Source organism: Martinezella lusitana, assembly GCF_900094565.1.
Lineage (GTDB): Bacteria > Pseudomonadota > Alphaproteobacteria > Rhizobiales > Rhizobiaceae > Rhizobium > Rhizobium lusitanum.
Window position 1 is genome coordinate 493,989 of the sequence record NZ_FMAF01000005.1, and the last position, 12,591, is coordinate 506,579.

Annotated in this window: 11 protein-coding genes and 1 pseudogene; 6 read left to right on the plus strand and 6 right to left on the minus strand. The window is 58.7% G+C overall.

Annotated elements, in window-relative coordinates:
- The first annotated feature begins 122 nt into the window (after positions 1-122).
- From GA0061101_RS14590 to GA0061101_RS40075, 4 genes are all read left to right on the plus strand, one after another.
- Entirely contained in the window at positions 123-2,051 is a 1,929-nt protein-coding gene (locus GA0061101_RS14590; RefSeq protein WP_092573819.1) for an LTA synthase family protein, read from the plus strand.
- A gap of 137 nt (positions 2,052-2,188) precedes the next feature.
- Entirely contained in the window at positions 2,189-2,731 is a 543-nt protein-coding gene (locus GA0061101_RS14595) for a DUF1003 domain-containing protein (RefSeq protein ID WP_047556560.1), read from the plus strand.
- 74 nt (positions 2,732-2,805) lie between these two features.
- Positions 2,806-3,069 carry a CopG family ribbon-helix-helix protein gene (locus tag GA0061101_RS14600; RefSeq protein ID WP_092573820.1) on the plus strand — a complete coding sequence of 88 codons (264 nt, stop codon included), beginning with the start codon at positions 2,806-2,808 and terminating at the stop codon, positions 3,067-3,069.
- 192 nt (positions 3,070-3,261) lie between these two features.
- Positions 3,262-3,408, plus strand: a complete 147-nt coding sequence (locus GA0061101_RS40075; RefSeq protein WP_245297477.1) for a hypothetical protein — start codon at positions 3,262-3,264, stop codon at positions 3,406-3,408.
- Between the two features lie 15 nt (positions 3,409-3,423).
- On the opposite strand, the pseudogene GA0061101_RS14610 reads toward GA0061101_RS40075, so the two are convergent.
- The 5 genes and pseudogenes from GA0061101_RS14610 to rpiA form a co-directional block, all read right to left on the minus strand.
- Positions 3,424-3,848, minus strand: a pseudogene (locus GA0061101_RS14610) (GFA family protein).
- A gap of 156 nt (positions 3,849-4,004) precedes the next feature.
- On the minus strand, positions 4,005-5,378 hold the full coding sequence (locus GA0061101_RS14620; RefSeq protein WP_037202438.1) for a class II 3-deoxy-7-phosphoheptulonate synthase: 1,374 nt from the start codon (positions 5,376-5,378) through the stop codon (positions 4,005-4,007).
- A 150-nt stretch (positions 5,379-5,528) separates the two neighbouring features.
- Entirely contained in the window at positions 5,529-6,914 is a 1,386-nt protein-coding gene (gene gor, locus GA0061101_RS14625; RefSeq protein ID WP_092573821.1) for a glutathione-disulfide reductase, read from the minus strand.
- 183 nt (positions 6,915-7,097) lie between these two features.
- The gene (locus GA0061101_RS14630; RefSeq protein WP_037202441.1) at positions 7,098-7,652 is read right to left on the minus strand and encodes a DUF2059 domain-containing protein; all 555 of its coding nucleotides are present in this window, start codon (positions 7,650-7,652) and stop codon (positions 7,098-7,100) included.
- A 13-nt stretch (positions 7,653-7,665) separates the two neighbouring features.
- On the minus strand, positions 7,666-8,367 hold the full coding sequence (rpiA, locus tag GA0061101_RS14635; RefSeq protein WP_037202443.1) for a ribose-5-phosphate isomerase RpiA: 702 nt from the start codon (positions 8,365-8,367) through the stop codon (positions 7,666-7,668).
- A gap of 197 nt (positions 8,368-8,564) precedes the next feature.
- Between rpiA and GA0061101_RS14640 the strand changes: the two genes are divergently transcribed.
- Positions 8,565-9,239: an HAD family hydrolase gene (locus GA0061101_RS14640; protein ID WP_037202444.1), complete on the plus strand. Its 675-nt coding sequence runs from the start codon at positions 8,565-8,567 to the stop codon at positions 9,237-9,239.
- A 176-nt stretch (positions 9,240-9,415) separates the two neighbouring features.
- Positions 9,416-10,585, plus strand: a complete 1,170-nt coding sequence (locus tag GA0061101_RS14645) for a retroviral-like aspartic protease family protein (protein WP_051964409.1) — start codon at positions 9,416-9,418, stop codon at positions 10,583-10,585.
- Positions 10,586-10,688: 103 nt separating this feature from the next.
- Here the strand turns inward: GA0061101_RS14645 and GA0061101_RS14650 are convergent, their stop codons facing one another.
- Complete coding sequence (locus tag GA0061101_RS14650) at positions 10,689-12,578, minus strand: L,D-transpeptidase family protein (protein ID WP_037202445.1); 1,890 nt, start codon at positions 12,576-12,578, stop codon at positions 10,689-10,691.
- Positions 12,579-12,591 lie beyond the last annotated feature (13 nt).

The window sequence follows — 12,591 nt, forward strand, 5'->3', positions numbered from 1 at the left end:
GCACTACACGCATAGGCGGTATTTTTACCCGGAAAACTACCAGGTCAGCCTTGCGGTTCATCCAGAATTCATGACAGAAACGTGACAATTATATGAATACCCTATAGCATTCGGAGAAACCCTTGGTCGATCTGGTCATTGGTTCCGCTTTGGCGGGCAGGCTCGTTCTTTTCCAGAAAATCGGCGCAGCGAGGCAGAAATCAGCCGTCCTGCGCCAAGTTCTGAGCCTTACTCTGACCTTGCTGCTCGCACTGTCGATCGTCATTGCCGTCGAATGGATTGTGCGCGGTGAGTTTTCGACCGTCCCGTCCTATCTCTTTTCTCCGTCTCGCCCCGGCTTCACCACCATCGGCATCGTCATGCTGACTATGCTCATTTTGGATGCGGCTCTCGGCCGAGCGCATCTATCGGTCTTGATCGTCGCACCGCTGCTGTTGGTTCCGGCGTTCATCTCCAGCCAGAAGCAGAACTATCTCTCCGATCCGCTCTATCCGTCTGATTTCCTGTTTGCACGGCAGATCATGGAATTGATGCCTGTGATGGTGCGCGATCGGCCGTGGACCGCCGCGGCACTCGCCATCGGCGTCATTGCGTCCCTCGCCGCCCTCGCCTTTCTGTGGCGCCATGCCTGGCAACACGCCGCCGCGCTATCGCAAAAGGCGCGCATGATCAGGCTGTCGGTATGCCTGCCGCTTGCGGCGCTGTTCGTTTCGCAGATGGACCCGACGCAATATTCCTCCATCCGTGAGAAACTGCGCATCATCCCGATCGTCTGGGATCAGAAGGAAAACTACAGCTACAACGGCTTCGTCATCGCCTTCTCGCTCAACCTGCCGATGGCCGATGTCAAATCCCCGGCGGGCTACGGACCGGATGCGATCGATGCCATTCCGGCGAGAAACTACGGCTATCTCTCCGGTCCGCGCGAGAAGCCTGACATCATGATGCTGATGAGCGAATCCCTCTGGGATCCGACCCGGCTGTCCAATGTCGCCTTTACGCCCGATCCGATGCCGACGATCCGCTCCAGGCAATCCGGTTACGTCTTTTCGCCTGAGTTCGGCGGCATGACCGCCAATGTCGAATTCGAGGCGCTGACAGGCTTTTCCAATGCCTTCCTGCCCTATGGCAGCATCCCCTATCAGCAATATGTGCGCCGGCCCATGCCGTCGCTTGCCACCTTCTTCCGCGGCGAAGGCTATGCGGCACGCGCGCTCCACCCCTTCAGCGGCTGGTTCTGGAATCGCAACGAAGTCTACAAGGCTTTCGGCTTCGAGGAGTTCCACACCGATGAAACCCTGCCGCCGATGGAGAGGCGCGGCATGTTCGCCGCCGACGATTCCCTGATGAAGGAAATCATGCGCGAGGGAGACGAAGCCGATCAGCCATTCTTCTTCTTCGCTGTCACTCTCCAGGGACATGGCCCTTACGAACCCAATCGCTTTGCACAGAATACCGTCGATATCACCGGCAACCTGAACGACGACGATCGTGCAACGCTCGCCACCTATGCGCAGGGCGTTCGGGAATCCGATGACAGTCTGAAGATGCTGATGGACTGGGCTGAAAAGCGTGACCGTGAAACCATCATCGTCCTCTGGGGCGATCACCTGCCGCCGCTCGGCAGCGCCTATCCGAATACCGGCTACATGCCCCAGCAGGTGGCGACGCGAAAGGCACCGCTCGACGTCATGAAACAGGAGCACGAAACGCCGCTGGTCATCTGGTCGAGCAAGAATGGCGTACGCAAGGATATCGGCACGATCAGCCCGTCGCAACTGCCCTATCACGTGCTGAAAACAGCCGGATATGAGCATCCCTTCTACACCGGCTTCCTCGGCCGCGTGCAGAAGAAATACACCATCGTCGACCGTTATCAGCTCGCGACGCGCGACAACGAGGCTTTCCCGGACTGGGCGCGCAACGAGCAGCACCTCGATCCGACGGTGCGCGACTATCGCCATCTGCAGCACGACATCATGTTCGGACGGGAATACGGATTGGACCGCTTCTTCCCGTCGCATAGCTGGCTGGTCAGCCAAGGGAGTTAGCGGATCGAACACAATGGTCGAGCCGAACACGCAATGTTGGATTCGATCCACCATGCTGCAACCCTTTTCGCGTTGCATTTTCGTTGGGCAGTCGAATACTTGGCGCTCAAAGACGATCAAGCCCCCGGAGTACCCTCATGTACAATCTGCCAAATTTCGTCCACCAGCATTTCGACAAGACGGCCGAAGAGCTGGGCGAGACAGAAAAGCGCGTGCTCAAGAAAGCGCATGAGCGCAAGATCGTCTCGACCGATATCAACGCGGCCTTCTCCGCCAATGCGTCCTATGGCGAACGCCTCGCCGACGGCATCGCCCGTGTCGGAGGCTCTTGGGCCTTCATCGTCTGCTTCCTGCTGTTCCTGGTCTTCTGGTGCGTCGTCAACACCATCGTACTCCTCACCCGCGCCTTCGATCCCTACCCTTTCATCTTCCTCAACCTCGTCCTCTCCATGATCGCCGCCATCCAGGCGCCGATCATCATGATGTCCCAGAACCGCCAGACCGAACGGGATCGCTTCGAAGCAGCCAAGGACTATGAGGTCAATCTCAAGGCTGAACTCGAAGTCCTCTCGCTGCACCAGAAAATCGACATGCAGGTGCTGACGGAGCTTTCTGTGGTCAAGGAGGAAATCGCCAAGCTGAGCAAACTGGTGACGGAGAAGAACGGGGCTAGTGGGTGAGCCGTCACCCCACGCTCGGAAATTGACTTTTAGCATGCCTCCTATATTTTGTAATACAAATTAAGATAAATCCGATGAAAAATCAAAGGCAACTTTCGAATCCTATTACGCTTCGGGTTCCTGCCGACATCCTCGCTGAAATCGAAGAGATCGCGGATGTCTGCAAGCGGACGCGCAGCTGGGTCTTTGTACGAGCGCTCAAATCTTATCTGGCGACCGAAGGTCGCGAAGTATTGGAGATCGCAAAGGCTCGCCGGGAAATGGCAAACGGCGAAGCATACGATCTTGACGATCTCATCAGCGAAGTGGCGACGGCCATCAAAGGGGCTGCTGCTTGAAAGAGTTCGCCTTTCGGCAGGCGCCAGAGCATATATCAAGTCGGAAGCGCAATACCTGAAAGATAGAAGTCCCACAGCGGCTCTCCGCTTCCTCGACGATCTGAACCGGGCTCAGAACAAGCCTGCTTCGTTTCCCCCAAGATGGGTTTTCGGAGCGATGAACTGCCAATTCCCGGCGTTTTACGATTTACGATGGGAGATTATCTCGTCGATTACGAAATTGCGGGTGACCTCATAGAGATCAGAGCTATTCGCCACGGTCACCAAAGACCTCCGGGTCTCCCGATCGATGATGATTTCGACTATGAAGACAATAACTTCGAGCAGCCCAAGACTTGATGGCACCATGCTTTATCAGTCTGATGGCCCTGCCGTGAGCGCCCCGGCCGCCCCTGCCTGTATTGCGGCAACCCATCGGTGATATCGTAGTAATCGCCCTTGTCGGCGCAGTAGATATGATAGGCGATCTCAAGACCGCTCGGCGGGTCGAAAAGCCCGGCCATGATCGAGATTTCCTCGGCCCCGTCAGCCACCCAGAACAGCGCCGAACCGCAGGTCTTGCAGAAGCCGCGACGGGCAAATGTGCTGGCGCGATACCAAGTGATCGCCTCTTCCCCCTCGATGAGGAGGTTGCCGATCGGAACGTTGGTGGCGGCATAATAGAGCCCGGTCTGCTTGCGGCACTGCGAACAATGGCAGGCGACGACCTCCCGTAGCTTGCCACGTGTCTTGAAACGTACGCTGCCGCAAAGGCACGCGCCGGTATGTTCGTCGCTCATAGTCGCTCCCCTTTTTCAGGGAACCTTCCCGAGAACGATATGCCGGTCAATCTCAAAGAAATGAAACGCATCTTCAGCCGGATTGATCTATCCGGCACAAATGCAAACGGGCCGGCTTTCGCCGGCCCGTTTGATAAATCAGAGATCCGTTTTCCCTCAGCCGTGGGCGCGCAGACGCTTCTCGTCGCGGCCGCCCTTCATCCGCTCGGCAAGCAGGAAGGCTAGCTCGAGTGCCTGGTCGGCATTGAGACGCGGGTCGCAATGGGTGTGGTAACGATCCTGCAGATCTTCGGCGCCGACAGCGCGGGCGCCGCCGGTGCATTCGGTCACGTCCTTGCCGGTCATCTCGATGTGGATGCCGCCCGGATGCGTGCCTTCGGCGCGGTGAATCTGGAAGAAGCTTTCGACTTCCGACAAAATGCGCTCGAAGGGACGCGTCTTGTAGTTGTTGAGGGTGATCGTATTGCCGTGCATCGGGTCGCAGGACCAGACGACCTTGCGGCCTTCCTTCTCGACGGCGCGGATGAGCCGCGGCAGGTTGTCGGCAACCTTGTCGTGGCCGAAACGGCAGATCAGCGTCAGACGGCCGGCCTCGTTCTGCGGGTTGAGGATATCGATCAGGTTGAGCAGATCGTCAGCCTGCAACGAAGGGCCGCACTTCAGGCCTATCGGGTTCTTGATGCCGCGGAAATATTCGACATGCGCATGGTCGGCCTGGCGCGTACGGTCGCCGATCCAGAGCATGTGGCCTGAGGTGGCGTACCAATCGCCAGAAGTGGAATCGACGCGGGTGAACGCCTCTTCATAGCCGAGCAGCAGCGCCTCATGGCTGGTGAAGAAATCGGTCTCGCGCAGGCTCGCATTGCTATCGGACGTAATGCCGATCGCCTTCATGAAATCCATGGTCTCGCTGATACGATCGGCAAGCTTGCGGTAGCGCTCGCCCTGCGGGCTGTCCTTGACGAAGCCGAGCATCCATTTGTGGACGTTTTCGAGGTTGGCGTAGCCGCCCATGGCGAAGGCGCGCAGCAGGTTGAGCGTCGCGGCAGACTGGCGGTAAGCCATCATCTGACGTTCCGGATTGGGAATGCGCGCTTCCTCGGTGAATTCGATGCCGTTGACGATGTCACCGCGGTAGCTCGGCAGAGATACGCCGGCCTGTGTCTCGATGCCCGAGGAACGCGGCTTGGCGAACTGACCGGCGATGCGACCGACCTTCACGACAGGCAGCTGAGCGCCGAACGTCAGCACGACGGCCATCTGCAGGAAAGCGCGGAAGAAGTCGCGGATCGTGTCGGCGCCATGCTCGGCGAAGCTTTCGGCGCAGTCGCCGCCTTGCAGCAGAAAACCGTTGCCTTCGGCGACATTGGCAAGATGCGCTTTCAGACGGCGGGCTTCACCGGCAAAAACGAGCGGCGGATAGCTTGCAAGCTGCGCTTCCGTTGCCGCCAGTGCCGCCGGGTCCGGATATTCCGGCACCTGCTGGATCGGTTTCTGCCGCCAACTGCTGGGTGTCCAATTCTGTGCCATCTCACTCACCTGCTTGTGCACCCGGTCTTTGCCGGGCGTCCCGTCGTAAATAACGCGCGCTTATAAACCTTTGCCGGTCGCTTGCAAAGGCGGGCGAACTACTGTGCGAATCTTTTATGGCGCTGGCGACGACTGCGCCGATCCAATCCGTTACACGCGCTCGCCATTGCTAATGCGATAGCTCGGCGAATACATCGTCACCAGTTCTTCCGACGCGGTCGGATGAACTGCCATGGTGCGGTCGAAATCGTCCTTGGTGCAGCCCGCCTTGATGGGTATGCCGAGCAGCTGCGCCATCTCGCCGGCATCATGGCCGAGAATATGCGCGCCGATCACCTTGCGGTCGGCGGCATTGACGATCAGCTTCATGATCATCTTCTCATTGCGGCCCGAAAGCGTCGCCTTCATCGGCCGAAACTGCGCGCGATAGACCTCGAGCTCCGGATAACGCTTGGCCGCGTCCTCTTCGGTCAGGCCGACCGTGCCGATCTCCGGCCGCGAGAAGACGGCCGTCGGGATCAGCTCATGATCCGGCCGCGTCGGATTGTTTTTGTAGACGGTTTCGATGAAGCACATCGCCTCGTGGATGGCCACCGGCGTCAGCTGGACCCGATCGGTGACGTCGCCGAGGGCATAGATGTTCGGCACGGAAGTGCGCGAATATTCGTCGACGACGATGGCGCCCTGCTCGTTGATGGCGACGCCGGCTGCTTCCAGTCCGAGATTTGCGGTATTCGGCGTGCGACCGAGTGCAAGCATGACCGTATCGACCGTCAAGGCCTTGTCGTTCTTCGTCCGGACGCTGAGCCCATTCTCCGTCTTCTCCACGCTCGTGATGATGTCGTGGCAAAGAACGCGGATGCCCTTTTCCTCCATCGCCTCATGCAGGCCCTTGCGCAGATCGTGGTCGAAGCGTGACAGGATCTCGGCGCCGCGGTAGATCAGCGTCGTCTCGACGCCGAGTCCATGGAAGATATTGGCGAATTCGACGGCGATATAGCCGCCGCCGGCGATCAGGATCGACTTTGGCAGCTCTGCCAGATGGAAAGCTTCGTTCGAGGAAATGCAAAGCTCATAACCGGGCAAGGACGTATGCAGGTTCGGCCGACCGCCGGTCGCGATGACGATGGTTTCCGCAGTCACCGTCTGCCCGGTCTTCAACAGGCGGACTGTATGAGCGTCCACGAGTTCGGCGCGCGTGTCGAATATGTCAGCCTTGGCATTGTCGAGCCCCTTGCGATAGAGCCCTTCAAGCCGTGCGATTTCCTTATCTTTCGCCTCGATCAACTTCGTCCAGTCGAAGCTGCTTTCGCCGACCGTCCAGCCGAAACCGGCCGCATCCTCGAAATGCTCGCTGTACTGCGAAGCATAGACAAAAAGCTTCTTCGGCACGCAGCCGCGAATGACGCAGGTGCCGCCGTAGCGATACTCCTCGGCAATGCCGACCTTCTTGCCGAGCGATGCCGCCACGCGCGCGCCGCGCACGCCGCCGGAGCCGCCGCCAATCACGAAAAGGTCGAAATCAAACGAAGGCATCGGTGGCTCCTGTAGACATGACAAGGCGCGCAAAGCGCTGATGGGGGTCGGCATTCATATAGGAAGCCGGAGCATAAAAAGAAAAGCCCGGAATGATCCGGGCTTTGAATTTGCAACCGCCTGCCGATTATCCCGAAAACGTGAAACACAGTTTCGAGAACGATCGCAGCAAAGAATTGCGGTTTACTGCTTCGGCGCAGGCTGTGCGGCAGCGCCTGCATTCGGCGCGACAACCGGCTGCTTGACAACCTTCTGCAAAGCATCATTGCTCTGGTTGGCTAGATCACGCGAAATACCCTGGCTCCAGATATCGGCGGCCTTGTAAAGCTCGCGCGTCGCCAGCGGACCATCCTTCAGAAGCTTCTTGCCGGCCTCCGAATTGTAGAAATCGGCGATTGCCTTGAGCTCTTCCGCCGAGAAGGCTTTGGCGTAGGTGACGGCGGCTTCGTGCTCGAGATCGGCGCGGCGCGGCGCGAGCGCCAGAGCAGTGGCGTCAACCGTCGAATTGATCGCGTCGCCAAAGTTCGGATTGGCTTGGATCATCGTGCTCTTCAGCTGCTCGGCGAGGTTCGGCAGGATGTTGTCGAACTGATTGGTGATGCCGAGCGCGTTGATCGCGGCGCGGGCAGCCTTGATCTGGTCCTCGGATACTTCCTGAGCGCTGACAGAGCCGAACGCGATGCCCGAAAGAAGGATGGTTGCAGCGGCAAAACGGCCAAGACCCGCAAATTTGATCATGAGATGAGTGCTCCTATGTATTGTTCGCCTGCAACGTGCGCGCACCGGCAGGGCCGGCAATGATCGCCAATGTCGCCATATTGATAAAGAGCCCGTGTTCGACAACGCCGGGAATCGAATTGAGCGCATTCGACAGCGCCTCTGCATCAGGAATGCGGCCGAAAGATGCATCAATAATAAAATGTCCGCCATCGGTGACGAAGGTATGGTCACCCGAGCCGCGCAGGTTGAGCGCGCCCGACAGGCCGAGACGCGACGCAGCCTTCTCGATGAGGATGCGCGTCGAAGCAAGGCCGAAAGGATTGACTTCGATCGGCAGCGGAAACGCGCCAAGCGTCTGAACGAGCTTGCTTTCGTCGGCAATCACGATCATGCGGGCCGACGAGGCTGCGACGATCTTTTCACGCAGCAGCGCGCCACCACCGCCCTTGATCAGAGTGAGCGCACCGTCCAGTTCGTCGGCACCGTCAATGGTGAGGTCGAGTGCAGGAAGCTCGTCGAGCGACTTTAGCGGCACGCCCAACTCATTGCAAAGCTTTGCCGTCCGTTCCGAGGTCGGAACACCCTCGATCGAGAGCCCGGACGCGACTTTCTCGGCGAGCAGCCGAACGAACTCCTCCGCCGTGCTGCCCGTGCCGATCCCCAGCCGCATGCCGCTCTCGACATAGGTCAGGGCCGCCCTCGCAGCCTCAATCTTCATCTGGCGGGCGTCCATGCGCCACCTGCTCCCATTGTTACGTTGGTCTGCTGTTTACACGGCTCTCCAGCCAAACGAAAGCCAAAATAACGGCACAAGATAGAAATCCCCGCGCCTCTTTGCCGAGGCTTCCCGGGCCTTCTGTTGCAATTGCCCGCGCGATCTTCTAACTCCGAAAGACGCTCTATTTCTTCTTATACAAAGGCCGATTCCTCGTGACATCTCCTCTTGTCGTATTCGATCTCGATGGCACGCTGCTGGACACGCACGCAGATCTCATCATCAGCCTGAACCACACGATCGCCGCGCTCAAGCTTCCACCGGTCAGCTATGACGACGTGACGCACCTCGTCGGCTATGGCGCGCAGGTGATGATCGAACGGGCCTGCAAGCTGCATGGCTATACGCTGACCTCGGAGGAATTGCCCACCCTGATGCAGCGCTTCATTACCCATTATTCAGAGACGATGCCGGGCGTCACGCAACCCTATCCCGGGCTCGTGGCTGCACTCGGCGCGCTGAAGAGCAAGGGCTACAAGCTGGCCGTCTGCACGAACAAGATGGAATCCCTCGCACGCACGCTTCTCGATAGGCTCGATCTCACGCATTATTTCGAAACCATCACCGGCGGCGACACGTTCGCCGTGCGCAAGCCTAATGCCGAGCACCTGATCGGCACCGTCGAGCGCGCCGGCGGCGATATCGGCCGCACCGTCATGATCGGCGACAGCGTCAACGATATTCTTGTCGCCCGCAACGCCGGCGTCCCCTCGATCGCCGTCCCCTTCGGCTATTCCGATGTTGGTATCGAAACGCTCGGCCCGAGCCGCATCATCTACCACTACGACGAACTCACGCCCGAACTCGTCGAGGGGCTGCTCGCCGCCTGAGACTATCAAAATCCCTGTTGGTTCAGTTCGCGAGGTTGCAGAGGGCCTTGCGGGATTCGCGCGATTGCGACACAACTTAGCGACGTTTCGCTGCCTGCTCCAAGACCGCCGGAATGAAAACGCTCACCCGGGATTGGCGTCAAGGCAGGAAGGTAATTCGTTGTTGGAGTGCCCGCTTGCTCACAGCAGATCCCGAAGACCGCAATGGCGGCAGGTTGCCAACCCGCAGGGGATGGCTTGCTCCAATTGTCCGGACACTCATTATTTTCGCCGCATTATGCGCGGGAATTTGGTTCTACATCTATGGTGACCGCATCATCGGCTACGTCGATAACGCGACTTACGCCGCACCCGATCCGGCGCTTCTGGCCGTCTACCAACATTTCGGCATCGATCCCCTGCCGAACGTCGTCGCCGGTCGAGCGACAATGGCAAACTATCTCGATATGCTGCGCCGCGAGCATTGCGACTGGAATGCCGTTTACAAATTTGCAGATGAACTGCAGAAACAAGGTTACCGCCGCGAGGCAGCCAAGGTCTTCATTGCCTTCTCCAACAAGTGCAAGCCCTCTAATGTCGCCCTGAGCGCCGCAGTCAAAATACTTGGCGACCTCAGCGATTTCGACGAAGCGTTGAAGATCTCGAATGACTTGATAGCAATGTCACCGGGAATGCCCGGATATTATTTTCAGCGTGCGCAGATTCGCGAAAGTGCAAAGAAATATCGTGACGCCATCGACGACTACTATTCGGTCATCGGTCTAACTGACAATATCGCGATATTGAATGGCACCGTATTCGAGGGAATCTCGAACAGTTATCGCGAACTTGGCCAGTACTGCGAGGCGATCAGTCCACTTCAGCTCTGGGTATCCACCAATCCCGACCGCAATGACACGGCGGTCGTGCATGGCATTATCAAGGAATACGAAAACAAGGGTAAATGCGCCTCGACCTACGCCACCGGCAGCGATCGGTTCCCGACACAAGGCAAGAACGTTATCCTTGCCAAGGTCTCGATCAATGGCACGGACGGCACGTTTATCGTGGACACCGGAGCGAGCTTCGTAGCAGTGAGCAAGGTCTTTGCCACACGAGCCAAATTGCAAGTGGATGGCAACAATGGAATTTTGCTTCAGACGGCTAATGGCGTTTCTCAGGCCACGCACACCACCGCTGCAACAGTGAAGGTCGGGCGCGTGGAGGCCAGTGACATCACCGCCGTTGTACTCGATAACGACGCGGCGCTGGGCGGCGAGGTCGACGGCTTGCTCGGCCGCTCCTTTCTATCGCGCTTCGACGTGACCTTCGGTAGCCGTGAATGGCGTATCGAGGCGAAGGACTAAAACGATCGTAAAGGCGTCTTGAAGCCAAGCGTGGGGCATATCTGGACAATTGCAAAAGGGCGGCCGATCGGCCGCCCTTTTGTCTCTCGACGTTACGCTCAACTCAAATCTGAGCCGTGCGCGACTTGGTGGTCGTATCGAGCGCCTTCTGAGTCGCCGCGTCGCGGTCGTAGACGTCGTTGAAATATTGGACAACGCCGTCCTTGTTCGGCCAGGCGGTGAAGTAGGCGATGTAGATCGGGAACTTCTGCGGCACGGCGACGGCCTTGTTCTGGCCGTCTGCGATCTGCTTGGCGACATCATCGACCGTGGTGTTCAGGACGGCGGCAGCCATCGCGCGCGGATCGGCAAGGCGGACGCAACCATGGCTGAGCGCGCGCATGTCTTTCTTGAAGAAGCTCTTCTGCGGCGTGTCATGCATGTAGATCGCATGCGAATTCGGAAAGAGGATCTTCAGTTCGCCGAGAGCATTGTCGCCGCTGGGCGGCTGGCGCACGGAGATGTTCTTGGTCGAGCCATACCAGTCGACGCTGGACGATGCCACGGCTTGGCCACCGACTTCGACCTGGTAACCCATGCGATCGAGATAGTTCGGATCGGCGCGCAGCTTTGGCAGCATCTCATTGATGATGATCGATTGCGGAACACCCCAAAACGGATTGAACTCGACGGTCTGCACCTGATTTTCAAAGAAGAAGGTCTGATGCTGCTTGCCGCCGACGACGACGCGCATCGACAGCTGTTCCTGGTTATTGTTGTAGTAATAGACCATGAATGCCGGCTGGTTGATCAGGACGTAGCGCGGTCCGAGTTCAGGCGGCAACCAGCGCAGCTGTTCCATGGCAATGATCAGCTTCTGGATTTTCGTGTCGTTGTTCTCGCCGACCATGGCGCGAACCGAAGACGGGCCGATCACGCCGTCCGAGGTCAGTCCCTTTTCTTTCTGGAAGTCTTCGACCAGCGACACGAGGTCGGGCGTATAATCCGGTGTGCCCAGATAGGAAGCAAGAACGCCGGCATGCGCGGTCTTCAGCGCATCAGATCCGCGATGCTGGATCGCCTTGACGATATTGGCCATCTCCGGCGAGCTGCCGCCCGGCTTCAGAGTGCCGGTCAAAGAGATGGAAATATGGCTACCATCGGAACTGGCCTCCGCCCTGAGCTTCGCAAGCTCGGCCTTCAGCAGTACAAATTGCTGGTTGGAAGGATTGCGGCTGTTGAGATAGGCGGCAACGTCCGGGCTGGCGCGCAGCAGGTCGAGCGTAGCCGGCAGATTGACGTCCTTGCGCTTGAAATCGTGATAGCCGGAGATCCTGTTCGGGTCGAGACGGCCACGGACCGTATCCTGGACGAACATCAGCACCTTGCTGGAGAGCGCCAGCTCGAATTGCGTGAGGGCGCGGTCGCGCATCACCGGGTCGGCGGCGGCGTCGAAGCTCGGCGGCGTCACCGCATAATCCGAGGGGTCGAGACCGACGGAACCGGCGTCGGCGAGAACGGCCATCGCAGCCTTCGCCTTGTCGGTGACAGCATGATCGGCGATCCAAAGCAACGGCTTGTTCTGATCAGCGTAATAGGACTCGATTGCCTTGGCCACATCGTTGGTGGCCATGACGTGGGCATCGGCAAGGTAGCGGCGCTGCGACAACTCGGTATCGACGGCAACCGGTGCAGGCGATGCATCGGCAACGGCTCCGGTCACTACCGGATCGGCAAAATGCGTCGTCGACACCAGACGCATCGCGTCTGCCTTGTAGGTATAATATTTCGGCGCGCTGACCGTGGGAAGCGGCAGCTTGGCCTGCCCGGGCTCCATCATTGTTTGCGCCGGGTTGGCAGGAACCGGAGCAGACACTTGCGTGCTCTGCTGACGCCCCTGACCACCGCGGATGAAATCCATGAGGGTCATGGCGTTCGCGGACGTGACGCCGATGGCGGAAAGGCAACAGGAGAGAGCCAGGACGGATGCTGTGGCTTTGGTGACGAGTTTCATTCTGTAATCAGTC